Origin of the sequence: Finegoldia magna, from assembly GCF_003182075.1 — a bacterium.
GTDB lineage: Bacteria > Bacillota > Clostridia > Tissierellales > Peptoniphilaceae > Finegoldia > Finegoldia magna.
The window spans coordinates 1-26,884 of the sequence record NZ_QGTH01000012.1; the positions used below are offsets into that span (position 1 = coordinate 1).

26 protein-coding genes and 1 other annotated feature are annotated in these 26,884 nt (G+C 37.1%); of the genes, 13 read left to right on the plus strand and 13 right to left on the minus strand.

Annotated features, from left to right (window positions below; genetic code table 11):
• Positions 1-120: 120 nt before the first annotated feature.
• A complete protein-coding gene (locus DES33_RS05840) occupies positions 121-717 on the minus strand; it encodes a hypothetical protein (RefSeq protein WP_110058361.1) in 597 nt (198 codons plus the stop codon).
• Between the two features lie 83 nt (positions 718-800).
• Entirely contained in the window at positions 801-1,727 is a 927-nt protein-coding gene (locus DES33_RS05845; RefSeq protein ID WP_110058362.1) for a YdcF family protein, read from the minus strand.
• Between the two features lie 79 nt (positions 1,728-1,806).
• Here DES33_RS05845 and DES33_RS05850 point away from each other — a divergent pair, with 79 nt between their 5' ends.
• The 12 genes from DES33_RS05850 to pepD all read left to right on the plus strand — a co-directional run bounded on the left by DES33_RS05850 (position 1,807) and on the right by pepD (position 17,107).
• Complete coding sequence (locus DES33_RS05850; RefSeq protein ID WP_110058363.1) at positions 1,807-2,583, plus strand: patatin-like phospholipase family protein; 777 nt, start codon at positions 1,807-1,809, stop codon at positions 2,581-2,583.
• Between the two features lie 114 nt (positions 2,584-2,697).
• The gene (locus tag DES33_RS05855) at positions 2,698-3,192 is read left to right on the plus strand and encodes a TDE2712 family protein (protein WP_110058364.1); all 495 of its coding nucleotides are present in this window, start codon (positions 2,698-2,700) and stop codon (positions 3,190-3,192) included.
• Positions 3,193-3,252: 60 nt separating this feature from the next.
• Positions 3,253-5,001, plus strand: coding sequence for an ABC transporter ATP-binding protein (locus DES33_RS05860; protein ID WP_110058365.1), 1,749 nt, complete (start codon positions 3,253-3,255; stop codon positions 4,999-5,001).
• On the plus strand, positions 4,979-6,715 hold the full coding sequence (locus DES33_RS05865) for an ABC transporter ATP-binding protein (protein ID WP_110058366.1): 1,737 nt from the start codon (positions 4,979-4,981) through the stop codon (positions 6,713-6,715). The genes DES33_RS05860 and DES33_RS05865 overlap by 23 nt, the downstream gene beginning before the upstream one ends.
• A 1-nt stretch (position 6,716) precedes the next feature.
• On the plus strand, positions 6,717-8,180 hold the full coding sequence (malQ, locus tag DES33_RS05870) for a 4-alpha-glucanotransferase (RefSeq protein ID WP_110058367.1): 1,464 nt from the start codon (positions 6,717-6,719) through the stop codon (positions 8,178-8,180).
• 59 nt (positions 8,181-8,239) lie between these two features.
• The gene (gene thiD / locus DES33_RS05875) at positions 8,240-9,043 is read left to right on the plus strand and encodes a bifunctional hydroxymethylpyrimidine kinase/phosphomethylpyrimidine kinase (RefSeq protein ID WP_110058368.1); all 804 of its coding nucleotides are present in this window, start codon (positions 8,240-8,242) and stop codon (positions 9,041-9,043) included.
• Entirely contained in the window at positions 9,036-9,674 is a 639-nt protein-coding gene (thiE, locus tag DES33_RS05880) for a thiamine phosphate synthase (protein WP_110058369.1), read from the plus strand. The genes thiD and thiE overlap by 8 nt, the downstream gene beginning before the upstream one ends.
• Positions 9,675-10,998: 1,324 nt before the next feature.
• Complete coding sequence (locus DES33_RS05885) at positions 10,999-12,309, plus strand: MATE family efflux transporter (protein WP_110058370.1); 1,311 nt, start codon at positions 10,999-11,001, stop codon at positions 12,307-12,309.
• A 19-nt stretch (positions 12,310-12,328) separates the two neighbouring features.
• Entirely contained in the window at positions 12,329-12,829 is a 501-nt protein-coding gene (locus DES33_RS05890) for a DNA-deoxyinosine glycosylase (RefSeq protein ID WP_110058371.1), read from the plus strand.
• A 96-nt stretch (positions 12,830-12,925) separates the two neighbouring features.
• Complete coding sequence (locus tag DES33_RS05895) at positions 12,926-14,179, plus strand: L-cysteine desulfidase family protein (protein WP_110058372.1); 1,254 nt, start codon at positions 12,926-12,928, stop codon at positions 14,177-14,179.
• A 229-nt stretch (positions 14,180-14,408) separates the two neighbouring features.
• Complete coding sequence (locus DES33_RS05900; protein ID WP_110058373.1) at positions 14,409-15,620, plus strand: DUF819 family protein; 1,212 nt, start codon at positions 14,409-14,411, stop codon at positions 15,618-15,620.
• Between the two features lie 71 nt (positions 15,621-15,691).
• Positions 15,692-17,107: a beta-Ala-His dipeptidase gene (pepD, locus tag DES33_RS05905; RefSeq protein ID WP_110058374.1), complete on the plus strand. Its 1,416-nt coding sequence runs from the start codon at positions 15,692-15,694 to the stop codon at positions 17,105-17,107.
• 554 nt (positions 17,108-17,661) lie between these two features.
• On the opposite strand, the gene DES33_RS05910 is transcribed toward pepD, so the two are convergent.
• From DES33_RS05910 to DES33_RS05960, 11 genes are all read right to left on the minus strand, one after another.
• Positions 17,662-18,825 carry a pyridoxal phosphate-dependent aminotransferase gene (locus DES33_RS05910; protein ID WP_110058375.1) on the minus strand — a complete coding sequence of 388 codons (1,164 nt, stop codon included), beginning with the start codon at positions 18,823-18,825 and terminating at the stop codon, positions 17,662-17,664.
• Position 18,826: 1 nt separating this feature from the next.
• On the minus strand, positions 18,827-20,182 hold the full coding sequence (locus tag DES33_RS05915; RefSeq protein ID WP_110058376.1) for a phenylacetate--CoA ligase family protein: 1,356 nt from the start codon (positions 20,180-20,182) through the stop codon (positions 18,827-18,829).
• A complete protein-coding gene (locus DES33_RS05920; protein ID WP_110058377.1) occupies positions 20,175-21,068 on the minus strand; it encodes a thiamine pyrophosphate-dependent enzyme in 894 nt (297 codons plus the stop codon). The genes DES33_RS05915 and DES33_RS05920 overlap by 8 nt, the downstream gene beginning before the upstream one ends.
• A complete protein-coding gene (gene porA / locus DES33_RS05925; RefSeq protein ID WP_110058378.1) occupies positions 21,061-22,206 on the minus strand; it encodes a pyruvate ferredoxin oxidoreductase in 1,146 nt (381 codons plus the stop codon). The genes DES33_RS05920 and porA overlap by 8 nt, the downstream gene beginning before the upstream one ends.
• Complete coding sequence (locus tag DES33_RS05930) at positions 22,203-22,496, minus strand: 4Fe-4S binding protein (protein WP_110058379.1); 294 nt, start codon at positions 22,494-22,496, stop codon at positions 22,203-22,205. Before DES33_RS05930 ends, porA begins: the two co-directional genes overlap by 4 nt.
• Positions 22,477-23,013, minus strand: coding sequence for a 2-oxoacid:acceptor oxidoreductase family protein (locus tag DES33_RS05935; protein WP_110058380.1), 537 nt, complete (start codon positions 23,011-23,013; stop codon positions 22,477-22,479). The genes DES33_RS05930 and DES33_RS05935 overlap by 20 nt, the downstream gene beginning before the upstream one ends.
• Before the next feature lie 51 nt (positions 23,014-23,064).
• Positions 23,065-23,290 (minus strand) — a binding site (T-box leader).
• A 96-nt stretch (positions 23,291-23,386) separates the two neighbouring features.
• On the minus strand, positions 23,387-23,686 hold the full coding sequence (locus DES33_RS05940) for a DUF5960 family protein (RefSeq protein ID WP_110058381.1): 300 nt from the start codon (positions 23,684-23,686) through the stop codon (positions 23,387-23,389).
• Between the two features lie 2 nt (positions 23,687-23,688).
• Positions 23,689-24,024: a hypothetical protein gene (locus DES33_RS05945; RefSeq protein ID WP_110058382.1), complete on the minus strand. Its 336-nt coding sequence runs from the start codon at positions 24,022-24,024 to the stop codon at positions 23,689-23,691.
• On the minus strand, positions 24,014-25,432 hold the full coding sequence (locus tag DES33_RS09955; protein ID WP_110058383.1) for a Y-family DNA polymerase: 1,419 nt from the start codon (positions 25,430-25,432) through the stop codon (positions 24,014-24,016). Before DES33_RS09955 ends, DES33_RS05945 begins: the two co-directional genes overlap by 11 nt.
• Before the next feature lie 10 nt (positions 25,433-25,442).
• Positions 25,443-25,985: an ImmA/IrrE family metallo-endopeptidase gene (locus tag DES33_RS05955; protein WP_102164296.1), complete on the minus strand. Its 543-nt coding sequence runs from the start codon at positions 25,983-25,985 to the stop codon at positions 25,443-25,445.
• Between the two features lie 4 nt (positions 25,986-25,989).
• Positions 25,990-26,394 (minus strand): helix-turn-helix domain-containing protein, encoded by a 405-nt coding sequence (locus tag DES33_RS05960; RefSeq protein ID WP_002834946.1) that lies wholly within the window; start codon positions 26,392-26,394, stop codon positions 25,990-25,992.
• Between the two features lie 181 nt (positions 26,395-26,575).
• Here DES33_RS05960 and DES33_RS09905 point away from each other — a divergent pair, with 181 nt between their 5' ends.
• Positions 26,576-26,701, plus strand: coding sequence for an LDCC motif putative metal-binding protein (locus tag DES33_RS09905; protein ID WP_002834945.1), 126 nt, complete (start codon positions 26,576-26,578; stop codon positions 26,699-26,701).
• The last annotated feature ends 183 nt before the right edge of the window (positions 26,702-26,884 follow it).

Consider the following 26,884-nt stretch of genomic DNA (forward strand, 5'->3'; position numbering starts at 1 on the left):
TTAAAACAAAATTAAACGGAATGTCCCCTGTTATGTACAGATTACATTCCGCTTAAAATATTATTAAATTATTCCGTGTTTACGGGTTCAGGTCATTTCGCAGCTTCTTTCCTAATTCTATTAAAATTTATCTACTAGATTTTCTAATGTTTCGAGTTTGATTTGTGGATTCCATTCTGATCCGCTATCTTCTAGTTGTTTGATGTATGCTTGTTTGTCTTCTTTGTAGTAGTCCATTGTGTTTTTCAATGCTTTGACTGCCATTTTGAAGTTTTCTGTGTCTTTTACTTCTGAGACTTTTTTGATGAAGTATTGTTGTGATTGTTCTGGTTTTGTTTCTAGGAATTCGCATCTATTGACTATTTCTGTGAATAGTCTGTCCATTTTAAGTGATGCTCCTGCTGTTCCGACTTCGTATTTTTCTAATCTTTCTACGAATTCATCTATTGTTGCTTTTTCATCATCTGTAAGTTGTTGGTCATTTTGTTGTGTATCATCTTTTTTGTCAGCATCTTCTTTTTTATCTTCTTTTTGTTCTGTTTTATCAGTGTCTTCTTTTTTGTTTTCTTGTGTGTCGGCCGCTGTATCTTTTTTGCTGTCTTCAGCTGTTGATGTTGTTGTATCAGGTTTAGTTAATGATTGTTCGCTGCTGCAGCTTGATAGCGATACTGAAGCGATTAATGCAAGTAATAATCCAAATTTTTTAATGTTTTTCATAAAATCCTCCTCCGATTTCTTTATATATATTATACCACTATTTCGATTTTCCAATCAGGATAATGTCTACAAAATATCTACGATTATACTAAGATGCCTATTATTATGGTGATGATGAGTAGCATTATGATGTGAAGTACGATGTCTAGGTAGACTGCAGCTAATAATTCTATTAGGTAGGTGTTGATTTTGGAGTTGAGGTTAGATTCTGCGGGTATTACTGTCCAATTGACTTTCATTTTGTTGCAGATGAGTTTGGTTCTGAATGCGTGGAAGTTGTTGGTGATGACGCAGACTTTTTTTCTGTCGTGTTCTGCATCTTGCTGTTGTATGAGTGTTTTTACGTATTCTATGTTTTGCATTGTGTTCATGGCAAGTTTTTCCAATAAAATATCTGTGTCCTGGATGTTGTTTTGGACGGCGAAGTTTTTCATGGCTACGGATTCTTCGATGTCTCCGTTGGATTTGCCGCCGGAAAATATCATTATGCTTTTATTGGTTCTGTAGTAGGCAAATGATGTGAGCATTCTTTGTTTGATGAGTTCAGAGAGTTCGATTCCTTTCATGGATCCTCCAAGGACTACGATGTAGTCAAAATCTGTGGCGATTTTTTGGTGTTTGATTATGAAGTTTCCAAGCAGGTGTGACAGTACAATTAAGCTGAGATACAAATTCATTCCTATTATGTATTTGTAAAGGTCAAATATTTTGAACAGGTTTATTGCTATCATTGCGATGTATAGTAAACTTGCAGATAAGTGAAGTGCGATGTTGGCTTTGACTTTTGCTTTTTGGTAGAGTCTGTATGATATTATCGCAAGGATAAATAAATTTGTGATTACGTTGATCGCTATGATTATGTTCAAGATTACATTAGAATGTGGTGTAAATATCAGGCTGATGGCAGATATTACGAATAAAACGATGCTTGTTGCTGTGAACATACTTATGAAATTGTCTGTGGCTGCGATTATTAAAAGTATCGCAGATATTAGTAGTAGTGCGTACATTTGTATTCCTTTCACGAAAAATTATATCACACATTGTGGGGTTGGTTGATGATATAATCATATTAAGAAGGGGGTTTTTATGAGAGGTTTAGTGTTGGAAGGCGGCGGAGCGAGGGGTTGCTATCAGATTGGCGCTTACAAGGCGTTGGTGGAAATGGGAATTGACTTTGATTATGTTGTGGGAACTTCGATTGGAGCTATCAATGCGGCTATGATTTGCCAGGGCGATTGGGAGATTGCGTATAAATTGTGGGAGAATTTGACTTACGATGATGTGATTAGCGTAAAGGACAATGATGTCAATTCTATTATGAAGGAGAGGCTTTGCTTGGAAAATGCAAGGGATAAGCTGAACTTGGCGAAGGATTTTTTTGATAACAAGGGTTTCGGGGTGGAGCCTTTGAATGAGTTGTTGAGCGAATATATTAATGAGAAGAGAGTTCGTGAATCTAAGATGAAGTTCGGGCTTAATACTGTTGATGTGGAACAAAGAAGGGTTTTGAATTTGTTTATTGACGATATTCCACAAGGTCACTTGCGAGATTATTTGCGTGCGAGTTCCAATTTGTTGGTGTTTAAGCAAGAGAAAATCGACGGGAAGAAGTTGATTGATGGTGGATATATGGAGAATAATCCGTACAAGATGATTGATGATGTGTGTGATGAGATTGTGCTTGTGTCGTTGAAGCCGTATTTGTTGACGAATAAATTGAAGAGAAATCCGAAATACACGATTATTAAAACGTGGGACAGAGATTTCCCAAAAATTTTGGAGTTTGAAAAGGAAAAGATGCGATACGGTTTGAAGCTAGGATATGATGATACGATGAAGGCTTACGGAAAAATTAGCGAATAAAATTATTGAAGATATTGAAATTGTGATAAAAACTGAAAATTATGTAGAAAAAAATTTTAGTTAGTTGTATAATATTTAATATAGAGAATTTTTAGAGAGAAGGAGGTCTGAATAATGAGCATTAAAATTAATAATGAAGTAGTTGAAATGATGCTATATTTCTGGCAATCAGCGTCAGAAGGTCAAAAGGTTGCAGAATCTTTTATCATTGATGTAGCTAATAGAGACGAAATGAAATTAATATACAATGACAAATTTGATGAGGAAGCTGTTAGAAGAGTTTTATCATCTATTACAAACAAAGAGCTTTTGAATGGTGGAAGTCCTGAAGAAAAAAGATTCTGGAACAACAACATGTGGATGATGGAAGATATGGGTGTGGTTGAAGCCATGGTTGACCCTATCAAACATTTGAACCTTGATGATGTTGAAACAGACAAGAAGGAATTGGTTTTCGTTCCAGGTCATATTGAAGAACACTATGATTTGGGAGACAAATTAGTTGTGAACTTCTTCAAGGTATCTGTGGATATTTTTGGTGGCACAGGTGCTGTTACTATGGACGGAGAAGATTTCAGAGAACACATCATTAAATTATTGCAAAAATAGAATTTGCTAATGGGGCTCTTTATGAGCCCTATTTTTTATTGCAAAAGTAAAGGAGTAAGTATGTTAAAAAGGTATAAGTGGTTTATTGATTACTACAAGAAAAGCTACATAATCGCAATTATCGCACTTATTTTTGATTATGCTTTCAAGTTGATTTTGCCGTACATGATTGGTAATGTGGCGGACAATATTTTCAACAAGAATGTTACAGCTGAAAATTTGAAGATTAATTTGGGAATTTGCTTGGTTGCAAGTGTGTTGTGTTATGTGGTTAGCGTTGTGTGGAATTTGAATGTGTTCAGGGGCGATGACACGATTAGGTATTTGGTGACTACAAGGTTGTACGACAAATATTTGAAGCAATCGCCGGAGTTTTTTGAGAAGAATTCCACGGGGGCTTTGATGGGGAAGGCTACAAATGATCCGTACGCTTTGGGAGATTTTGCGGGATATGGTCTGATGAGTTTATTCGATTCGACTTTTTATCCTATTTTAATAGTTATCGTGATGATTGTGACGACAGATTTCAGGTTGACTTTATTAAGTGTGCTTCCACTTCCGATTTTGGTTGTGGTGAGCAATAAAATCGGTAACAAATTGAATACGACTTTTGATGAGTCGCAAAAATCGTTCGATAAGATGAACGATCAGACTTTGGAAACTGTAAGTGGTGTGCGTGTGGTTCGTGCAAATAATTTGAAGGATTTTCAAAGAAAGAAGTTCCAAGATAGGGCGGATGACTTGTATGAAAAAAATATGGCGACTGCAAAGTTAATCGCATGGTATGGCCCAATCCAAAAGCCGATAGAGGTTATGACGTACGTTCTTGCGATTTCTTATGGAACTTATTTGATACGAACTGGAAGCATTACTGTGGGAAGACTGATGAGTTTTATGTTTTATTTGAATTTGTTGATTTGGCCGATGATTGGCATGGGCGATTTCATCAGCGTGAAGAAGCAAGCCGATGCGAGTATGGACAGGATTCAAGAGGTGTGGGATTACAAGGAAGATATTGTGAATAAACATGATGCTGTTGATTTGAAGGAAAATCCTACGATTGAGTTTAGGAATTTGTCGTTCAAGTATCCGAGTTCGAAGGAGAATGTTCTCAGTGATATCAATTTCTTAATTACACCTGGAAAGACTTTGGGTGTTTTGGGGAAAACTGGAAGCGGCAAGACTACTTTGTTGAAGCAATTTCTTAGATTTTACGATGTAGAAGATGGAGAAATACTTCTGAATGACAAAAACTTGACCGACTATACTATCGAATCAGTCAGAGAAAGAATGGGTTATGTTCCACAAAACCATATGATTTTTTCGAAGACTATTGGCGAAAATATCAAGCTTACAAACAAGGATGCAACTGATGAAGAATTGATGGAAGCTATACGAATGAGCGATTTTGAGAAGGATTTGGATAAGCTTGTGAATGGAACGGATACGTTGTGTGGAGAAAAGGGAATTAGTTTGTCGGGCGGTCAAAAACAAAGGATTGCGTTGTCGAGGGCTTTGATAAAGAATCCGGATATTTTGATTATGGACGACTGTATGAGTGCTGTGGATGGAACAACGGAGAAGAATATTTTGGATAATTTCAGAAAAATTCGCTCCGGCAAGACGAATATCATCGCAACTCACAGGATTAGCCAGGTGAAGGATGCAGATGAGATTATCGTTCTTGAAAACGGCAGAATAGTTGAAAGAGGTAATCACGACTCTTTGATGAAACAAGATGGTTGGTACAAGGAGCAATATTTGAGACAGACAGTGGAGAGTGTTTATGAGAAAGAGTGTGACGAATAGAATAATAAAATACTCCCTAAACGAGAAGAAAAACTTGACGATAGGGATGGTGTTTACGGTGTTGATGACGATATTCGAAATTATCGGGCCGATTATATTGGCGTATATCATCAACAATTTACTTACAGGAGAAAAATTTGTATACAATATTAGAAAATTAGCGTTGGTGTTGTGCTTGTATGCGGTGGTTTTCTTCGTGGATTCACTGTGGAAGTACAATTCTACGGTGTATTTGGAGAAAACTGCGAATAAAATCGCACGTAGAATGCAAATGGATGTGTACGACCATATTCAAAAAATGCCGATATCTTTTTACGATAATTTACCGGCGGGAAAAGTTGTCAGCAGAATTACGAACGACACGAAAACTGTGAAGAGTTTCTACCAAATGGTGTTGGCGCAGCTTATGGTAAGCGTAATCGTGAGTGTTTTTATGATTGCGATGGTGCTTATAACTGACACGAAAATCGGGATTATTGTGTGCTTATTTTTCCCAATTATGTTCTATATTTTTAAGAAATTTTTGCAAAAATCACGTTTTGCATTTACCAATATGAGAAAATACATCAGCGAAGAGAATGCGAAAATCAACGAGACTATCAATAATATTGAAATAATCAAGGCGTTTAATTTGGAAGATGATTTCAGCAAGGATTACGAAACTTCTGCGAAAAACGTGTACGATTACGGGTATATGGTGACGAGGGCTTATGGTACGATGAGCTATAATGTGTCGCAGCTTCTCAGAAATTTTGCGACGATTACGATACTTGGGATTTATGCGTACAATGTTTTGGCTGGAAATACTGATGTAAAGTTGGGGAGCATGTATTTGACGATGGAGTACACTTCGAGGACTTTCTTGTACATCAGTAATTGCGTGGAAAGAATGGGCTCATTGGAGCAATCGTTCAGTGCGGCAGAGCATGTGTTTGAATTGTTGGACACTGAGGTTGAAGAGTTTGCAGAACGAGAAATTGGCGACATCAAGGGTGATGTGAAGTTTGAAAATGTGGATTTTTCGTATATTGAAAACGAACCTGTGCTTAAAGATTTGTCGCTTGATATAAAAAGCGGAGAGAGTGTTGCATTTGTAGGATTTACTGGAAGTGGCAAGACTACGATAATAAATTTGCTTTTGGGATTTTATAAGCCACAAAAAGGAGTAATCACAATTGACGGCAAGAACTTCAACGACTACAGCGTGGATTCTATAAGGAAGAATATTTCCTTAGTGCCACAAGATCCTGTGCTTTTTATGGGAGATGTGAAGAGCAACATAAGATTGGACAAGGATTTTACAGACGAGGAAGTTGAGAATGCGTTGAGAGACATCGGCGCTGATAGGTTGATAGATTTTCGTGATGGACTTGATGAAGAAGTCAAGGACAATGGGGCAAGTTTCTCAGCAGGTGAAAAGCAACTTATTGCATTTGCGAGAAGTTACATCACCAATCCGAAGATTTTGATTTTGGACGAGGCGACTGCAAATATCGACACGCAAACGGAAGCTGTGATTCAGTATGCGATTGACAAGCTTAAACAAAACAGGACTACGTTTATAATCGCACACAGATTATCTACGATTAAAAACGTGGATTGCATTTACGTGTTGGACAAGGGTGTTATTGTAGAAAAAGGAACGCACGAGGAATTGTTGGCGAATGGCAAGATTTACACGAGAATGTATCGTGAACAAAACAAGAAGGGCTAATATGAGTGATAAAAGAAAAGCGGGGATTTTGTGTCCTGTGTTCAGTTTGAGTTCTAAATATGGAATCGGAAGTTTTGGAGAGAGTGCGTATGAGTTTGTGAGGTTTTTGAAGAAATCCAACCAGACTTATTGGCAAATATTGCCACTTGTTCCGATAAGTTCTGATGGCAACAGTCCGTATTTGTCGCCGTCAACTTTTGCTGGAAACTACATGTACATCGACATCGACAAGTTGATTGAGGATGGTTTGCTGACGGAAAGGGATGTTCGTGGCTACGAATTCGAAGATGATTTTGTGGATTACGATTATGTGGCAAAAGCAAAGGATGAGATTTTACGAAAGGCTTTTGAGAACAACAAGGTTTTGAAGATAATCGACACAGAAAATTTCTCTGAGCGTGAACTTGTTCGTGGATTTTGCTTATTTGAGGCTTTGAAAAAGCATTTTAATGGCAAATCTTGGTTGGAATTTCCAGATGATATAAAATACCACAAGAAGAAAAGCGTCGATTATTACGAAAAATTGTTAAAAGATGAGATTGAATACAATGTATTCGTTCAGACTTTGTTTTACAAGCAGTATTTCGAATTGAAAAATTACGCGAATGATTTGGGGATAAAAATATTTGGCGATTTACCGATTTATGTGTCGAAGGAAAGCAGCGATATGTGGCAAAATCCAGATATGTTCATTGTTAATGAGGATTTGTCGCCAAAATTGGTGGCAGGTGTTCCTCCTGACAGATTTTCAGAAACGGGGCAGTATTGGGGAAATCCTGTGTACGATTGGGATTATTGTGAGAAAACTGGATTTGATTGGTGGCTTAAAAGAATACAACACAATTTGAAGATGTACGATATTCTTCGTTTGGATCATTTTAGAGGATTTGAAGCTTTTTGGGCGATTGATTCATCGGAAAGCACTGCTGAAAATGGTTTGTGGATAAAAGCAAAGGGCGATGAGTTTTTTGAGATTTTGAAAAAAGAAAACTTGATTGACAGGATTGTTGCCGAGGATTTGGGTTTGATTACTGATGATGTTATCAATCTGCGTGATAGATTTTCCTTCAAGGGTATGAAGGTGATGCAGTTTGCGTTTGATTTGAATGAGGAGTCGGATTATTTGCCGCACAACGTGGGCGAAACCACAGTGTATTACACTGGAACTCACGACAATCAAACGTTGAGGGGATTTGTAAATAGCAGAAGTTCTGATGAGCTTGATTACATTAAAAATTATGTTAATTCAGATGATGTGGAAATGGCTATGATAAAGGTTGCTTACATGACGAGAGCCGATTTGTGTATGTGTCAGATGCAGGATTTCTTGGGACTTGATGATGATTACAGGACGAATACGCCGAACACGTTGGGTAATTGGACGTGGAGAATGAAAAAAGATTGGCTTACGGATGAGCTTGAATGTAAAATTTCTTCGATTGTGAAACTCTACAACAGGGATTAGTTGAAGTAAAATGATTATAGGTATATAATTTAATTTGCAGCAAATTATTAGGAGGAGTTATGAAGAAAGTTCTTACGATTGCAGGTTCGGATTGTTCAGGCGGAGCGGGAATTCAAGCGGATATCAAGACTATGTCGGCACACGGGGTGTATGCGATGAGCGTTATTGTTTCGGTGGTCGCAGAGAATACTTTTGAGGTGGTGTCGATTGAGGATTTGCCCGATACGATTATAAAGGATCAGATTGATTGTATTTATAATGATATGGGAACTGACGCTGTGAAGATCGGGATGTTATCGAACAAGAGGATTATGAGTTGTGTTAGGGATAAATTATTGAAATACAAACCAGAAAATGTGGTGTTGGATCCTGTGATGTACGCTAAGCACGGCGCTTGTTTGATGCAAGAAGATGCGATTGATTTGTTGATTGAGGATTTGATTCCTTTGTGCACTTGTATAACTCCGAACATTCCAGAGGCAGAGAGAATTAGTGGAATGAAAATCGACGGTGTGGACGATATGAAAAAGGCAGCTGTGATTATTCGTAACATGGGGGCGAAATACGTTCTTGTGAAAGGCGGTCATCATGTGGGAGATGCGATTGATATTTTGTATGATGGCGAGAATTTCCATGAATTTGTGACTGAGAAGATTGACACGAAGAACACTCATGGGACTGGCTGTACGCTTTCAAGTGCTATCGCTAGTAATTTGGCGCTTGGAAAATCGATAGATGACGCTGTGAAATTCAGTAAGGATTACATTACTAATGCTATAAAGCACGATTTGCATATTGGCAAGGGAAATGGGCCGACAAATCATTTCTACAAATTTTTTGAAGGAGAGTTGGAAAATGAATAAGGAATTTAACTTAGGGTTGAACTTGGTCACGAATAAACAAACTCTCAAGGGAAGGGATTTATCAGAGACTATTGAGATTGCGCTGAAAAATGGTGCAGATTCTGTGAGACTTAGAGAAAAAAACATGGATACAAGAAGCATTATGAGAGAGGCTTTTAGGATAAAAGAGATTACTCAAAGCATGGGCAAACTTTTGATTGTGAATGACAGGGTTGATATTGCTAAGGCGTGTGATGTCGACGGGGTGCATTTGGGACAAAAGGATATGCCGATTAAGTATGCTAGGGAGATTCTTGGTGACAATAAGATTATTGGGATTAGTTGTCACACGTTGGAACAAGCGTTGGAGGCACAAGAGGCTGGCGCTGATTACATTGGTGTGGGGGCGATTTTTCCTACGTTCACTGGAGATGACTTCGTGAGGGTTACAATCGACACGTTGAAGGAGATTGCTGAGAAGATTCACATTCCAATCACAGCGATTGGTGGCATTAACAAGAACAATATTAGGATGATTTTCGATTGTAATGTGGATTCTGTGTCATTGACATCGGCGGTTTTTTCAACGGGAGACGTCGCAGCATCAACACAAGAGTTGAAACAAAAATTCGATATGATTTTGAGTAAATAACGAGGGGTGCGAGGGCACCTCTTTTTTTAATGCGGGGAAATGAGGAATAGTTTCAGAACAAGTAAAAGTAGAAAACCAATTTGCAAGACATAGACACATGACATGGACAAGTAAACACAAAAACTCGTAAACCACTCATCTGTCTACAAAAATTGATAAATTCATCGCTCATGAAACTAAAATCGCAAACTCGCTGACGCTCAAACAGTGCGATTTTTTAACGTTTCATTTCGCTTGAATTTAGAACAATTTTTTCCGAATGATTCGCTTGTTTACGATGTTTTTGGTTTGTTTCAATGCAAACTTAGCAAAACTGGTAATCTACTTTTGTTTCACATAAATTCACATAAAGACGAAGATGCAGGACATTTACGTTGTACAGAGACATGGAAAACACAAAAACTCGTAAACCGCTCATCTGTCTACAAAAATTGATAAATTCATCGCTCATGAAACTAGAATCGCAAACTTGCTGACGCTCAGACAGTGCGATTTTTTAACGTTTCATTTCGCTTGAATTTAGAACAATTTTTTCCGTATGATTCGCTTGTTTACGATGTTTTTGGTTTGTTTCAATGCAAACTTAGCAAAACTGGTAATCTAGTTTTGTTTCACATAAAGACGAAGATGCAGGACATTTACGTTGTACAGAGACATGCAAAACAAGAAAAGTCGTAGCACATTCGTCTGGCTTACAAAAATTGGAAAATTCTAATCTTAAAATCCTAAAATTTGAAGCAGGCTTCGCTTACGCGGTCAAATTTTCGACGGATTTTTTCGATTGAATTTTGCACAATTTTTTCCAGATGACTCATTCAGCTACGATCTTTTTTGTTTATTTCAATGCATACTTAGCAAAACTTGGCAATCTACTTTTGTTTCAATGCACAATTAGCAACCTCGTTAATCTACTTTATTTTACAACCCTGCAAGCTACGCTCAGCTCTACGCCACACATACACTCACATCACACCCCCTCTCCACACACCCATATCCACACATCTCCACGCCCACACCACACCCACATCCACTCCCATGTCCATGTCTTGTTCTCGCCACACTCGCACACCTGACCCGCACTCACGTCCACGCACACACACCCGCACTCATATCCACCCCCTCTCCACACACATCCACGCACACACACCCGCGCTCACAACCCACAATCTCGCAACACACCCGCCCCTTTTACCACGCCATGCCCTCCTAATCCCACTCCCGACAAACGATGAGAGATATGGTATAATTATTTCATGGTTTGAAACGCGTCCATACACAAAGGCTATTGTGTGTGGGCGTTTTATTTTTTATTGAAGGAGTTTTTATGGGTAATAATAAGGCTTTTCTAGAGTTTGGGAAGTATGTTTTTCTGAATATTTTCGCGCAGATTGCTTTTTCTTGCTATACATTGATGGATACTTATTTTGTGTCGTGGAAGTTAAAAGCGGACGGGTTATCGGCTCTTAATATTGCATTTCCGATGTTTTGCATTATTAATGGGATGGGTTTGATGATTGGTATTGGTGGTGGTATCAAATATTCGATTTTTAAGAGTAAGGATAGGGATGATGATGCGAATACTATTTTCACGAATGCGGTGGTTTTGGGAATTAGCATTGCTTGTTTGTTTGTAATTTCAGGGGGATTTTTCTCTGATAAACTGGTGAGGTTTTTGGGAGCGGACGATAGTATTTTCGAGATGACTAATACTTATTTGAGGGTGATGATGTTATTTGCACCGGCTTTTTTTATGAATAATATTTTGCAGTGTTTTGTCAGAAATGACAGGAATCCGAGGTTATCGATGGCGGCGATGGTTATTGGCAGTATTTCGAATGTGATTTTGGATTATGTGTTTATTTTTCCAATGGATATGGGGATTTTCGGGGCGATTTTTGCTACGGGTCTTGCTCCAATTATAAGTATGATGGTGATTGTGCCGTATATTATTTCTAGAAACAACGGATTTAATTTGAACAAGAATATTTTTGATTTCCATAGTATTAGGGAGATTGTGTCGAAGGGGATGTTTGCTTTGTTGACGGAGGCGACTTCTGCGAGTGTGATGTTCACTTTCAATATGATTATTCTTGGGATTTCTGGAAACGTTGGGGTGGCTAGTTTCAGCATTATTACTGTGATTTCTTTGGTAGTAACGGCTATTTATAATGGTTTGTCGCAAGGTATTCAACCTTTGATTAGTCATTATTACGGGAAGAATGATGTTGAAAATGTAGGAAAAATTTTGAAGTATGCGATTTTTGTGCAAATTATGTTGTCGATTTTAATTTACGGTGCGATTTATTTCAACGCGGATATTTTAGCGGCATTTTACAACAAGGCGAATGATGTTTTGCTTCAAGATTACGCTGTGAGTGGCATGAAGATTTATTTTGTCGCGTGCTTTTTCATTGGTTTTAATATTGTGGTTTCGACTTATTTTACGTCAACTGAAAGATCAATTAAATCACAGGTGATTTCATTTGCTAGGGGATTTATGATTATTATTCCTACGGCTTTGATTTTATCGAGGATTTTTGCAATGACTGGCGTGTGGGCAGCGTATCCTGTGAGTGAATTTATTGTTTGCATGATTGCGATGGTTTTATTTTTCAGAGAAAATCGTGTGATATAATCAAGAGAGAGGGGGATTTATGAAGGGAAATTACGAGACGATTGTTCATCCGTTGTCTCCACTTTACGATGAGGATTCAAAGATTTTGATTTTGGGTTCTTTTCCGTCGGTGAAGACTAGGGAGTACGGATTTTTCTACGGTCATCCACAAAACAGGTTTTGGAGGTTGATGGAGAGGCTTTTCGATGTGGATTTGGATGTGAGTATTGAGGAGAGAAAGAGGTTTTTGTTGGAGCATAATATTGCTGTGTACGATTCGATTTATCAGTGCGATATTATCGGCTCGTCAGATTCTAGTATCAAAAACGTGGTGCCTTCTAATTTGAAGGGGATTGTTGATTGTGCAAATATTAATCATGTTTTTTGCAACGGGACTGCTTCTTTTAAGTGTTTTGAGAGATATCACGCTAAGAATTTGGGAGTGGAGGCTACGAAGCTACCTTCGACATCACCTGCAAATGCTAGATACAGGTTGGATGATTTGGAAAAAGAGTGGAAGGTTATTTTGGAGTATTTGTAGAAGTTTGAAATCATTTACAATAATGTATTTCTGGTGTTATAATGGTTAATATATTGAAGAAATTGTTATAAAATTATTTTTTATTGAGGAGTACAAATGAAGAATTACACTGAATTATTAAAATCTGAATTAATTATGGCGTTGGGATGTACTGAACCTATTTCTATTGCGTTGGCAGCGGCTAAGGCTAGGGAAGTTTTGGGGGTTATTCCATCTAAGATAGAGGTTAAGTGTTCAGGAAATATCATCAAAAACGTTAAGGGTGTTACTGTTCCTAACACAAATGGTATGAAGGGTGTTGAAGCTGCGACTGCTATTGGTACTGTTGCTGGCGATTCTTGTCTTGGTCTTGAGGTATTATCAAAGGTTACAGAAGATGACATCAAGGCTGCAAAGGATTTGATGGCAAAGGACATCATCACTGTTAGCTTAAAAGAAGGCGTGGAAAACTTAGACATTGAAATCGTGGCTGAAGATGACAAGAAAAACACTGTAGATGTAGAAATCAAAAACAAACACACGAACATAGTTAAGATTACCAAAAATGATGATGTAATACATATTGATAATTGCTACACTCACACTCCAGAATACGAAAATTACGACGAACTTTCAGTCAAAGATATTTACGAATATGCTAACAACATTGATCTAGATGAAGTTAAAGATTTATTGGAAAAACAAATCACTTTGAATTCTGATATTTCAGATGAAGGTTTGACAGGAAAATGGGGAGTTGCTATGGGCAAGATTTTGATAGACGAAGATGAATCTATCAGAACGAAAGCTAAGGCAAGAGCAGCAGCAGGATCAGATGCACGTATGAGTGGATGTTCACTACCAGTTGTAATAAATGCGGGAAGTGGAAACCAAGGCATCACTTGCACAATGCCACTAGTTGTATTTGCAAATGAAAAAAATTACGACAGAGAAACATTGTATCGCGGACTTTTGATAACAAATTTGACAGCGCTTCACATCAAAAGATTTATAGGTAGACTTTCAGCGTTTTGTGGAGTTACATCAGCAGGAGTTGCAGCAGGAGCTGGAATTTGCTACATGGAAACTAAGGATTTGGATTTGATTGAAAAAACAATAGGAAATGCCTTGATGATTGCATCGGGAATGATTTGTGACGGTGCGAAACCATCTTGTGCAGCAAAGATAGCTACAGCTGTAGATGCAGGAATTTCGGGATATTATTTGGCGAAAAACAACAGAAACTTCGAACCTGGCGATGGACTATTAAAAGATGATATCGAAGAAACTATCAGAAGCATTGGTTATGTTGCTAAGGAAGGTATGAAGGAAACGGATATTATTGTGCTTAACACAATGATTCAAAAATAATTTTGAAGGCGTTAGTAAATCTAATGCCTTTTTTATTTGTGCGAACAAAAACATTTTCATATTTAACACAAAAATGATTTGATTTTAACGCTAAATTATAATGAAAATACCTGTTTAAAAGCAAGTAAATTACTTGTGGTTTTATTTATAAATCTCAAGAAAACACTTGCATAATTTATTTATTGGTATTATAATTTAATTATATAAAATATTTTGAAGGAGGATTCTTATGGGATCATTTATTAGTGCCGAAAGTACTTGGATACTTTGGGCTGTATTGGCATCATGTGCTGCTCTTGCAATATATTTGGAACAAAAATATACATGGGCAAGTAAGGTTACAGGATGTATTTTGGCTTTGACTTTTACTTTAATTTTGTCAAACCTTAAAATTATTCCAACAGAAGCACCTGTTTACGATGCTGTATGGGATTATGTAGTTCCTTTGGCTGTACCAATGTTGTTATTCAACGCTGATATCAAAAAAATTGGTAGAGATTCAGGAAGAGTTTTAATTATTTATTTATTCAGTGGTATTGGAACTGTTCTAGGTGGATTTGTTGCATACTTTGCTTTGAAGAATGCAATTCCTGCTTTGAACGATATTATTCCAATGTTTGTGGGTACTTATACTGGTGGTTCAGTAAACTTCGTTGCAATGAGTCAACAATACAAGGTTCCTGGAGCAACTGTATCAGCTGCATTAGTTGCAGATAACTTACTTATGGCTTTATATTTCTTCACATTGATGGCACTTCCAACAATGGCTGTTATCAAAAAACACTATAAGATGCCACTTGTTAACGCTTTGGAAGAACAATCAGAATCTGACAAGGAAGCTAATAAAACTATGGCTGCAAAATATTGGGGAGCAAAAGAAATTTCTCTTAAAGACATTGCTTTCACAGTTGCATTATCATTTGTTATAGTAGCTATTTCTGACAAATTAGCCACTGTTTTTGGAAACTTATTCTCAGGCGAAGGAGCTGGAAGTGCAATTTTAGGTGGATTATTGGGAAACAAATACTTGTTAATGACTACATTTACTATGATACTTGCATCAGTATTCCCTAAACAAATTTCATCTATCAGAGGTAGCCAAGAAATTGGTACTTTCTTAATTTATTTGTTCTTCGCAGTTATTGGAGCTCCAGCATCAATAGGATTGATTTTGAGAGAATCTCCATTGTTATTAGTGTTCGCATTAATCGTTGTATTAATCAACTTAATAGTTTCATTGATATTTGGAAAACTTTTCAAATTCAATATCGAAGAAATCATTATCGCATCAAATGCGAATGTCGGTGGACCAACTACTGCAGCAGCAATGGCTGTATCAAAAGGTTGGACAGAACTTATCGTTCCTGCGCTTCTGGTAGGTACGTTAGGTTATGTAATTGGTAACTACTACGGTATTCTTTCGGGAATATTGTTACATTAATTTAGAAATTTGAACACATTCTTTGGGTTAATCTCAAAGAATGTGTTTGTTTGAACAGAAAAGGAGAAAATATGTTAGAAAATTTAAAACCAGAAAGAGTGTTTCATTATTTTGAAGAATTGACTAAAATTCCTAGAGAATCTGGAAATGAACAAGCAGTGAGTGATTTCTTGTACAAGACTGGAAAAGATTTGGGACTTGAAACAATTCAAGACGAAAGCAACAACATTATAATCAGAAAACCAGCTCATCCAGATTATGTGGATCATCCTTCAGTTGTAATTCAAGGTCACATGGATATGGTTGCAGAAAAAGCAGACGGAGTTGATCACGACTTTTTGACAGATCCTATTCCACTAGTTGTAGACGGTGATTGGGTTAAGACAGAAGGCACTACTTTAGGAGCAGATGATGGTATTGCAAGTGCTATTGGACTTGCGATTATGGAAGACAAGGAAGCTAAGCATCCAGCGCTTGAGTTGTTGGTTACAACTAATGAAGAAACTACAATGGTCGGTGCGAGAGCTTTGAAGAGAGAAAATATCAAAGGTAGAAAACTTTTGAATATTGACGCTGAAGTAGAAGGAATTTTGTTGTCTGGTTGTTCTGGTGGACACAATATAATTGGTACGAAAAAACTAAATTACGTGGACAATAAAATGAAAAACACATTTGTTATGAACATCAACAATATGCTTGGTGGTCACTCAGGAATGGAAATTCACCAACAAAGAGGTAACTCCATCAAATTTGCACGTGAAGCTTTGAAGTTAATCGAAGAAAAATCTCCTGTAGCACTTGTTAGTATAGAAGGTGGAACAAAACACAACGCTATTCCAAGAGATGCGAAGGTTGTGTTCAGTTCTAACGAAGACGATTACGATGTTGATTTTTCTGATTTAATTGCAAAATATCCATTGGATAAGGATATGAGAGTTAAGATTGAAAAATGCGACAACGCCGAAAAAGTTTTGGATGAAAATGACAAAAAAGATATCTTATCTTTCATAGAAGATGTTCCTCACGGAGTGTACAGCATGATGAAGGAATACCCAGATATCGTTGAATGTTCTAACAACTTGGCAATATTTGAAATCAAAGATGATGTGTTGAAAGTAACCATTTCTCTTAGAAGTTCAAACCCAGAAACTTTTGATGCACACACTGAGGATGTGTCAAAAGTTTACGAAAAATATGGATTTGAAGTTAAGAAGGAAGATTATTACAAACCATGGGCATTTGCAAAAGACTCTGGGCTTAGAAACTTAGCACTAGAAACATACAAAGATTTGTTCGGAAAAGAAATGAAAGTCGAAGTGGTTCATGCAGCATTGGAACCAGCTGTGTTTATCGACACATTCCCAGACATGGAAATGATATCCATCGGACCTACAATGAAAGACGTTCACAGTCCTAAGGAAAGACTTTCAATTGAATCTACACAAAGAACTTACGAATTTGTGAAATCACTTCTAGAAAGACTTTAGTTTTTGACAAAATAAATCACAGAGAAAAACTGTGATAAACAAACCCTTATGCATAGAAATCGACGATTTGTCGTCGTGTGCATAAGGGTTTTTGTGTGTGCGAATGAGAAATAAAGTGGATTACGAGTTTATATTTACCTGTTTCTGTGAAACGTAGATGTCCAGAGATTATGTAAATCGGTGAAATAAAAGTAGATTACCAGTTTTGCTAAGGAATAATTGAAATAAACCAAAAACATCGTAAACAAGCGAATCATTCGGAAAAAATTGCACTAAATTCAAGCGAAGTGAATCGTTAAAAAATCGCACTGTTTGAGCGTCAGCGAGTTTGCGATTTTAGATTCATGAGCGCTGAATTTATCAATTTTTGTAGACAGATGAGTGGTTTACGAGTTTTTGTGTTTTATTGTCCCTGTAATTTGTCTATGTCTTGCAAACTGGTTTTCTACTTTTCCTTGTCTTGAAACTACTTTAGATTTCACAACATAGCAAAACCGCAACTAATGTCGCGGTCATTACTTAGGAGTATTTATTTGAAATTAGGTAGATTTATTTTAGTAAACCAACAAATCGTTGATTTTTCGAAGGCGATTGATGGCCTCAATTAATGTGTCGTCGTTTTTGGCGAAATGAAATCTAACGTAGTCGTTGTTATCGTCTTTGAAAAACGATGAACCAGGCACTGGTGTTACGCCGATTTTTTGAGACAATTCTACGCAGAAGTCATAGTCTGATTTGCGTTTGAACTTGGATATGTCGACCATCACGAAATACGTTCCTTGTGGAGAGTAGAAGTCCAGTCCGATTTCTTTTAATCCGCCTAGAAAAATATCTCTTTTGTGAGTGTATTTTTCTTGCAGCTTTTCGTAGTATTCGTCACCAAAATTAAGTCCAACTATCGCTGCTTCTTGTAATGGGGCTGCTGCTCCGACTGTAAGAAAATCGTGCACTGATTTGATTGCTTGTGTGATTTCTTTGTTTGCGATTGTGTAGCCAAGTCTCCAACCTGTTATGGAGTATGTTTTGGACAAGGATGTCGTGGTGATGGTTCTGTCTTTCATTTTCGGTAATGATGCAAAATACGTGTGCACGTATGGTTTGTAGACTATGTGTTCATACACTTCATCTGTCACGACGTAGGTGTCGTATTTTTCTGCAAAATCTGCTATTATTTGTAATTCTTCTCTGGTGAATACTTTTCCAGATGGGTTAGAGGGATTGCAGAGGATGATGGCTTTCGGATTTTGTTTGAATGCATTTTCCAATTCGTTTATGTCAAAATCAAAATTTGGAGGGTTTAATTTTACAAATATTGGCTCTGCTCCGGACAAAATCGCGTCGGCTTTATAGTTTTCATAAAATGGAGAGAATATGATAACTTTGTCGCCGGGATTGGTGATTGCCATCATGCTCGCCATCATTGCCTCTGTACCACCGCATGTCACAACGACGTTTTCTTCAGGATTAGTGGTGTTTCCTGTGAGTTTTTCGTGTTTTTTTGCGATGGCTTCTCTCAAATTTTTCGCCCCACAAGTTATGGAATATTGATGTGGGCCTGTCAGAGAAATTTCTTGTAATCTGTTTAATATTTCAACTGGCGGATCAAATTCTGGGAATCCTTGTGCCAAATTGATTGAATTGTATTTGTTGGCGACAAGTGTCATTTTTCTGATGACAGATTCTGTGAAACTTGTCGCTCTATTTGATAAGTTTTTCATTTTATTGTCTTTCGTCTATAACTCTGTTTGCTTTGTGAGTTTGTCTTGGAAGATATCCGTCTTCATGGATGATGATTTCGTGAGGTTTCACACCAAGTCTAACTTTCAATTCTTTCCATATATTTTCTCTCAAAGCTTCTACATCTGTGATGTCGTCATTCTTTTCGACTTCAACAGAATAAGCTGTGCTTAAGTTTTTGTCGAAGATTCTGATTCTGTATTCGCCAGTGATTCCTTCGACTTGTCTGATTGCGTGTTCCACATCTGAAGGAAATACGTTCACTCCAGAAACTATGAACATGTCGTCTAATCTTCCTTGTATGTAAATCCTTGTAGATGTTCTGCCGCATTTGCATCTTTGTTTGTTTACATAGCCAATGTCTCCAGTTCTAAATCTAATCATTGGTCTTGCTTGTTTTCTCAAAGATGTGAAGACCAATTCTCCGACTTCTCCTTCTGGTAGAACTTTTCCAGTTTCAGGATCGATTACTTCAACTAAGATTTGATCCTCAGCGATGTGAAGTCCATCTTTTTGTTCACACATTGCAGCACACGCTCCGAAAATATCGCTTAATCCGTAGAAATCATACAAATCAGCATCCCACAATTCTTCGATTTTTTCTCTTGTGGCGTTGATTGATCCGCCAGGTTCTCCTGCAACGATTATTTTCTTCAACGATAATTCTTTTGGATCATAGCCGTGTTTCTTGGCAGTTTCACCTAAATACCACGCATAAGAAGGAGTCGTCCATATTATAGTTGGTTTGTAATTTACAATTATGTTCAATAGTTTTTCAGATGGAATAGTTCCTGCCCAAATACAAAGTGCGCCGACATTTTGTGCTCCGATTACATCAGGCCCTCCGACAAATAGCGAGAAGTTGAGTGCGTGAACGTAACGGTCCCTTTTTCTCATTCCTATTTGGTAGAAAAATCTGGATTCTACGTTTTGGAATTCGTCGAGGTCTTGTTGTGTGAATGGAGAAATCGTAGGAACTCCTGTTGATCCAGAAGATGCGGAGATGAACACTACGTCGTCTTCACTTGTACATGCCATTTGTCCGAGAAAACTTCCTTTGTGTTGTGTGTCACGTTCTGTTTTCTTGTTGATAAATGGATAGTTTGCGAGTTCTTCAAGTGATGAAAATTCGTATGGGTCTAACAAATTTTCGTCGAAGCTTTTTCTGTAGTATTCTGAGTTTTCGTAAGCGTGAACCAATATGTTTTTCAATTCGTGTAATTGTAGTTTTTCGATTTCTTCACGGCTCAATGTTTCCAATTCTTCTTCCCAGTATTTTGATGTTCTTAAAGTTTCTAATTTTTCTTTTGTAATTTCTTTGATGTTGTTTCTAATCATGATAAACCCTCCTAAGTTTGTTTTCGTAATTTTTGATTGTGTTTTCTTCTATCAAATCTATTTCTTCATCTGTTAAATGTTTGTATCTTCGTTGTTTTCTTATATAATCGTGAACTGTTTTTCTGTTTTTGATTTCTCTTATGGAATATTTTCCGTTTTCGTATTCTTCTAATGGGAACATGTAATTGTCCACGATTTCTTTTGCCAAATCAATCGTATCGTCTGTATTTGTGCCCCAACCGACTGGACAAGGGGAGAGGACGTGAATGTATTTGGTTCCACGGATTTTGGATGCTTTCTCAACTTTGTCGATGTAATCTTGAATGTAGCCGACTGATGCAGTGGCTGCGTAAGATATGTCGTGAGCTGCGATTATATCGAAAATATTTTTCTTGTTGCGAGTGTTTCCGTGGATGTTTTTTCCTGCAGGTGTTGTAGTTGTCGATGAGCCAAATGGTGTCAAGGACGATTTTTGAATTCCTGTGTTCATGTAGGCTTCGTTGTCGTAGCAAATGTAGATTACATCGTCACCTCGGTCGATTGCAGCGGATAATGTTTGGAATCCAATGTCTGCCGTAGCACCATCTCCTGCAAATCCTACAATCTGCAAATCTTCAATCCCCAAAGATTTCGCTCCTTCGTAAATGCCAGAAAGCATGGAGCCAGTTCCTGCGAACGTCGAAATAATCGAGTTGTTCTTGAAAGCTAATTGTGGGAAATTAAAACCAACTGCCGACATGCAACCTGCTGGAAGAACGGAAATTGCTCTTTCTCCGAGAACTTTCAAAGCGATTCTAACTGCTAGGGCTGCTCCACAACCGGAACAGGCCTTGTGTCCGTAAAAATATTCATCTTGTGTAATTGTTCGTTTGTTTATGTTACTCATAGCACTTCGCTCCTATAAAATTAAGTTCTTCGCCATTTTGTTTAAGTTTTTGGAAAATCTCCTTGATGTTATCTCGTGTGATATTTCGTCCTCCAAGTCCTCCCACGAAGTTTTGTGAATCGATGTCTGTGACTGATTTTACATTAGTGTAGACTGTACCGAAATGTCCGAATGAAATATCTTTTTCCAAAACCCCAATTCTTTTCGTGTTTTGAAGTTCATTTCTCAATTTTTCTGTTGGAAAAGGTCTGATGTATCTTAGTTTCAAGTATCCGACTTTTTCTCCTTGTTCTCTTAATTCATCGACTACACTTCTGATTAATCCAGAAATTGATCCGATAGAAATCAGAACGTAATCTGCATCTTCAACTTTGTAGGAATCAATCACACCACCATGATCTCTATTGAAAATCTGTTTGAATTTTTTTCTTGATTCTTCGATTATTTCCAAAGAATCCACAACAGCTTTATTTTCTCTTATTTTCCATTCCAAATTATCACTTGGGCCCACTGAAAAGCCCAAATTTCTTGGGTGATCGACGTCGAATTTGTTTTCTGTTTCAAATTTCGGTAAGAATTCATCCACATCATTAGCTTCTGGAACATCAACAGGTTCGTAAGTGTGTGTGAGGTCGAATCCGTCCAGGTTAATCATCACTGGAGTGGAGACTTTCTTGTGTTCAGCTATGTAATACGCTTCAATTACTGTGTCCAAAGCTTCTTGTGCATCTTCCACGTACACTTGAATCCAACCGCTATCAAGTTGCGACAAGGAATCTCGTTGGTCTCCGAAGATATTCCAAGGAAGTGCAGTTGAACGATTCGCATTCACCATCACTATAGGAAATTTTCCGCCGGCTGCGTAGGGAAGACATTCTGCCATGTACAACAGTCCTTGTGAGCTTGTCGCTGTGAAAGTTCTTGCCCCGATTGCACTTGCACCAATTGCACAAGATAGAGCAGAGTGTTCACTTTCCACATGAACAAATCTTGAATCGAGCTGTTTCTGTTCTACTATTTCTGATAATTTTTCAACCACCGTAGTTTGTGGAGTGATAGGATAGGCCGAAATCACGTTTGGTTTCGATAATCGAACGCCTTGTGCTACGGCTTCGTTTCCCGATAAAAATCTTCTCATTTGCTCCTCCTTTCTATCGCATCGAAACTGCAAATCTTCTGGCAAATTCCACAACCTTTGCAAAAATCTTGGTTAATACTAACGTATGAGTCTTGTTTTTCAATCGTTCCATCCGGACAATACAAGTAACATTCCAAGCAGTTTTTACATTTGTCTTTGTCAACGAAATAATCAAAACTTCGGTACGAATCGTTGGTAACTGTAAGGAAACCCGCTTCGTAATATGTTCCCAAAGGATAATCTTCGATTTTTTCAAAACCGTTGAATTGTTTAAGCTCTGGTCTTTTCATTTTCGTTCACCTCTTTCAAAACTTCTTCGAATAATTCTACGTTTTTATCCACGACTGATGGCGACAAATTATCTTTGAAACTTTCTACAATGCTCTTTTTGTCGATGACATCGAATTTGGAAAACAGTGCTGCAATCATTGCAGTATTTGTAATCGGCTTATGTAAAATATCCAAAGCGATTTTGGTTGCATCTACAGAAATAACATTTTTTTCTTCAAAATTTTTTGAAGAATTGATGAATACTGTGCAATCTGTTAGATTTTTTAATTCGTCGATATCGAACAACGATTCATCGAGTATAACCAAATAATCTGGGTTTTGCACCTGCGTTCTGTCTTCGATTTTTTTCGTATCTATTTTAGTAAAAGCACTAACAGGAGCGCCTCTTCTTTCAGGACCAAACGTTGGGAAAGCCAATGAGTACAAGTTGTCTTGTTTTACACATGCATTTCCAATTATTTTTGATGCAGTGAACGCTCCTTGTCCACCTCTTCCTCTAAATGTTATCTCAATCATAATCTCCTCCTAATTTTTGTAATAAAAAAAGCCCTTTCTATTATTTCTAATAGAAAGGGCGAAATATCCGCGGTACCACCTTTTTTGTGTATGTAAAAATACACCACTTCAAGCTCCATCAAGCTCTAACTCATGATAACGGAAGTCGCCGTACAGTCCTAATATCGAACTGTCCCCTCAAAGACCATGTTCACCATAACATCAATTTGCTCCTCTCACCAAATGGAGCTTCTCTGTAAAATCTATTTATGACTACTCTTCTTTTCTGTAGGTTTGATTTTTAATCATTATACATTCGTAAGAAAATATTGTCAAGCTTTTTTTGAAAAATTTATAAAATAATAACATATTACGTGCAAATTTAACAATTATCTTATAAATCTTTAAGTTCCGATTGCGCTTTGTGGCAGATGTATTCAAAAAGAATTATGGATTTGTTTTCTTTTGCGAAATTTTTCCTGAAGATAAAATAGTGGTCGCGGTTATCCTTGCAGTTTTTCGCGTTTACTCTGAAATAATCATTTTTCGTAGACACCATGTGTTCTAAAATGTCGTCTGTCAAGAATGTAAGTGGCACGTTGATGTTTGCGTATTTGTAAAAATCTTTTTCAAAAGCTATGAAATTGTCCGAAAAATAATCGAATTGAAAAGTATTTTTGTGTAATGTATTCATAATTACTCCATCAAATTAATGTTCAAAATATTGTCAAATTTTATTTCTATCATTTGACCGTCGCTTTCAAAATATATCTTGTCTTCGAAAAAATCGTAGATTGTCCCTACGTATGATTTGTTGTTGTGAGTGAAGATTTCGACTGTGAAATCATTCAGAAAAGCTTGGCTTATAAGTAAAAGCAAACTACTCGCACCCAACGATTGTACGCTTACATTTTCAGTCATCGAATGTAGTGCTGTTGTGTGTTCTGATAGGAAAAATCCCATCCATTTCGCCATTTTTCTGTCGCAATATTCCCTGGCTGATTTGTAGGGAAGATAATTTCTAATAATCATAAGTGCCGTCCATTCCGCCGCAGTGGCCTCCAATTAGTTTGCTTCGTTCGATTACACGTGATCCTTCCATAAGAGATGTCGCTTTTTGAATGGAAGTGAATCCGTATTTGTCTCTGATTTCATCGATTGCAGATTCCAAATTTTTCTGTTTTTCTATTTTCTCAATGTCTTCGAAAAGTGAAAATGATATGCACGCTTCGTCCACCAAATTTTCATAGCTTACGCCAAGTCTTCTCACAGATCCTCCCTGATATTTCTTGTGAAACAAATCCATAACATGAGCTGTTAGCTCTGCTGTTGATTGGGAAGGGGAGATGGTTTTTTGTGCGTTGATGGATTTTTTGTTTTCCTTGTAGGAATATCCAACATAAATCGACACCACAGTCGCTTTCTTTCTGATTCTTCTAATTCTTATAGCAACTTGTTCTGCGATTTCTTTGAGAACTATTTCGATTTCACTTTTCTTAGAGTAATCTCTGGGAAGAACTTGTGAATTGCCCAGTCCCTTGGATTTTCCTTTGTAAGGTTGTGTGACTTTGGATTCATCTACGCCGTTCGCGTGAAACCACAACTGCACGCCCATAATTCCTAATTCTCGTTTCAAAATATCGGGATTGGAATTTGCTAGGTCTTTCACCGAAAAAACACACAATTTATTCAGCCTTCGCTTCATTCTTTCACCGATTCCCCAAAAATCTGTCAAATCAGGAATGTTCCACACTTTTTGTTCCACATCTTCATAAGACCAATTTGCCCTCATATTCACAGTTTTCTTAGCTTCGTTGTCCAGAGCAAGTTTTGCCAACAGAGGATTGGAATTACTCATTCCAACAGTAGAATACAAACCAGTTTTGTTTCTGATTTCGTTTTGAATCCTAGAAGATATCAAATCCAACTTGTCCTTGCGAGATATTGTTTTATCGGGGATAAAATAGTTCAAACTAGTTGTCAAATCGATAAACCCCTCGTCGATAGAGTAGGGAAGAATCTCGTCTTTCGCTGCGTAATTCATGAAAATCTTCTGGATTTTCAAATTCTCCTCAATGTATAATGCCATTCGAGGAGGGACAATGATGGTGTTTTTCGCCCACGTTTCGATGTAATTGATATATGAATTAGTTATTGGTAAATTTTGTCTGAGAGCTGATTGGAAGTTAAACTTCCTATCATGGACGTGAAAAGGCAAATCAAAAGCCCTACCGACATTCTTCTTTCCAAAAACTTTCTTGAAAGTTGGAGAGCTTGCAAGAATTAATCCGCTTGCATTGTCGGAATTACTCATGACGCAAAGAGAAGTTGTCAAGGGATTCAGATTTCTCTTGATGCATTCTACACTTGCATAAAAACTTTTGATATCCACAAAAGCAATATCAGATTTTGGCTCCAAAGAGTAATCTATAAGTCCCATAACAACCTCCTTACTCGTCATCCAACGGACTGTAATCTTCCAAAAAAGTAGATTTTGGATTTTCAATATAGAAAATATCTGTGGGAAACTTGTTCAGTTTCACCATCTCAGATATTTTCAAATTCAACAAATTAATATCCACACCTAATTTGTACGCCATAGTCTTGTCGTCAGTGTACTCGCGCATGGTTTTAATCAAATCCTCATCAGAAATCAAAAGATGCGCCGCGAAAATATTCGCTTCGTTTTCAAAAACATCGGTAGGATTGAACACCTTGTTCTCGTGAAAAGCGTGACCATCAATGCAGTATTTCCTGTGGAGTTGGTCGTGGCCAATCTCGTGAGCCAGTACGATTTTTTTTAAACTTCCGATGTTGTTCGCAATCAAAATAACCCTATTTCTAAGAATTACTTGATACACTCCCAAAAGTTTGGACGGACTATCGATATAATGAAGCTTAATTCCCAACAAATCCAAAAGCTCCTCGGGATTTCTGGTGTGGTATTTTTCAACCAAACTATTTACCTTATCATATATCCATCTATTGTACATAAGACTACCTTTTATTCTTGTTTTTTCCGTATTTTTTATTCTCCAACTTGGCTTCGTAATACGCCTCAGCAATCGCATTGAAAAGTTTGTCCTTGTCTTCTTCAGGAAGAGAACCTCCAGCAAAAAGCCCTGACAAATTATCCACCAAATTCTCCGCATCTTTTTTACCAGAATATCCGAATTTTTTAGCAGAATCCAGCACGAAATTATCTTCCACAGTCAACAAAAAATTGATGTCAACATTGAAAAATTCCGCGATTTTTTTGTACATATCTTGAGTGCGTGGACGAGTGCCTTTAGTTTCGTAGTTACTTATAGTCTTCAAAGTAACACCAAGCTTGTCCGCAAGTTCTGTCTGAGTAAGACCTCTGTCTTCTCTAAGTTGTTTTAATTTAGCACCAAAGCTCATTGATTTCCTCCATAAATAAAATTAGAAGTTCAAATTCAAAATATATGAACTGTAACTACTAATATTATAATTTAAACTTCTAATCACGTCAAATTTTTTGTAGAACTTGAAAATGAAACTCAATAGGTGTATAATATAAGTGTAAACAAATTGACATTGAAACTAAAAAGGTAGTGATTAAATGAAAATTTTTAGTAAAATAAAGAAAAATTTTGAAGAATTTCTAAAAAAATTGGGCAACGAAAACAAAAATACTTTCGGAGAAGAAAGATTGGACTGTTGCACAATGAATAAACAAGATAAATAGAACATCACAGATCGGATTTGATTATTCAAATCCGATTTTTTTATAAAACAAATTAATTTTTAAAATCAGATCGAAAGAAACCAAACTTTCGATTTATTTTTATGCAGAAAATCAAATGCTACAATACTGAATTTACCAACTCATTTTGGTATAATAATAGGTAAGAATATTTAATAAACAAGA

Excerpts from the sequence above, each read along its gene's own strand:
- DES33_RS05840 (WP_110058361.1), bottom strand. The coding sequence starts at position 717 with ATGAAAAACATTAAAAAATTTGGATTATTACTTGCATTAATCGCTTCA.
- DES33_RS05845 (WP_110058362.1), bottom strand. The coding sequence starts at position 1,727 with ATGTACGCACTACTACTAATATCTGCGATACTTTTAATAATCGCAGCC.
- DES33_RS05850 (WP_110058363.1), top strand. The coding sequence starts at position 1,807 with ATGAGAGGTTTAGTGTTGGAAGGCGGCGGAGCGAGGGGTTGCTATCAG.
- DES33_RS05855 (WP_110058364.1), top strand. The coding sequence starts at position 2,698 with ATGAGCATTAAAATTAATAATGAAGTAGTTGAAATGATGCTATATTTC.
- DES33_RS05860 (WP_110058365.1), top strand. The coding sequence starts at position 3,253 with ATGTTAAAAAGGTATAAGTGGTTTATTGATTACTACAAGAAAAGCTAC.
- DES33_RS05865 (WP_110058366.1), top strand. The coding sequence starts at position 4,979 with ATGAGAAAGAGTGTGACGAATAGAATAATAAAATACTCCCTAAACGAG.
- malQ (WP_110058367.1), top strand. The coding sequence starts at position 6,717 with ATGAGTGATAAAAGAAAAGCGGGGATTTTGTGTCCTGTGTTCAGTTTG.
- thiD (WP_110058368.1), top strand. The coding sequence starts at position 8,240 with ATGAAGAAAGTTCTTACGATTGCAGGTTCGGATTGTTCAGGCGGAGCG.
- thiE (WP_110058369.1), top strand. The coding sequence starts at position 9,036 with ATGAATAAGGAATTTAACTTAGGGTTGAACTTGGTCACGAATAAACAA.
- DES33_RS05885 (WP_110058370.1), top strand. The coding sequence starts at position 10,999 with ATGGGTAATAATAAGGCTTTTCTAGAGTTTGGGAAGTATGTTTTTCTG.
- DES33_RS05890 (WP_110058371.1), top strand. The coding sequence starts at position 12,329 with ATGAAGGGAAATTACGAGACGATTGTTCATCCGTTGTCTCCACTTTAC.
- DES33_RS05895 (WP_110058372.1), top strand. The coding sequence starts at position 12,926 with ATGAAGAATTACACTGAATTATTAAAATCTGAATTAATTATGGCGTTG.
- DES33_RS05900 (WP_110058373.1), top strand. The coding sequence starts at position 14,409 with ATGGGATCATTTATTAGTGCCGAAAGTACTTGGATACTTTGGGCTGTA.
- pepD (WP_110058374.1), top strand. The coding sequence starts at position 15,692 with ATGTTAGAAAATTTAAAACCAGAAAGAGTGTTTCATTATTTTGAAGAA.
- DES33_RS05910 (WP_110058375.1), bottom strand. The coding sequence starts at position 18,825 with ATGAAAAACTTATCAAATAGAGCGACAAGTTTCACAGAATCTGTCATC.
- DES33_RS05915 (WP_110058376.1), bottom strand. The coding sequence starts at position 20,182 with ATGATTAGAAACAACATCAAAGAAATTACAAAAGAAAAATTAGAAACT.
- DES33_RS05920 (WP_110058377.1), bottom strand. The coding sequence starts at position 21,068 with ATGAGTAACATAAACAAACGAACAATTACACAAGATGAATATTTTTAC.
- porA (WP_110058378.1), bottom strand. The coding sequence starts at position 22,206 with ATGAGAAGATTTTTATCGGGAAACGAAGCCGTAGCACAAGGCGTTCGA.
- DES33_RS05930 (WP_110058379.1), bottom strand. The coding sequence starts at position 22,496 with ATGAAAAGACCAGAGCTTAAACAATTCAACGGTTTTGAAAAAATCGAA.
- DES33_RS05935 (WP_110058380.1), bottom strand. The coding sequence starts at position 23,013 with ATGATTGAGATAACATTTAGAGGAAGAGGTGGACAAGGAGCGTTCACT.
- DES33_RS05940 (WP_110058381.1), bottom strand. The coding sequence starts at position 23,686 with ATGAATACATTACACAAAAATACTTTTCAATTCGATTATTTTTCGGAC.
- DES33_RS05945 (WP_110058382.1), bottom strand. The coding sequence starts at position 24,024 with ATGATTATTAGAAATTATCTTCCCTACAAATCAGCCAGGGAATATTGC.
- DES33_RS09955 (WP_110058383.1), bottom strand. The coding sequence starts at position 25,432 with ATGGGACTTATAGATTACTCTTTGGAGCCAAAATCTGATATTGCTTTT.
- DES33_RS05955 (WP_102164296.1), bottom strand. The coding sequence starts at position 25,985 with ATGTACAATAGATGGATATATGATAAGGTAAATAGTTTGGTTGAAAAA.
- DES33_RS05960 (WP_002834946.1), bottom strand. The coding sequence starts at position 26,394 with ATGAGCTTTGGTGCTAAATTAAAACAACTTAGAGAAGACAGAGGTCTT.
- DES33_RS09905 (WP_002834945.1), top strand. The coding sequence starts at position 26,576 with ATGAAAATTTTTAGTAAAATAAAGAAAAATTTTGAAGAATTTCTAAAA.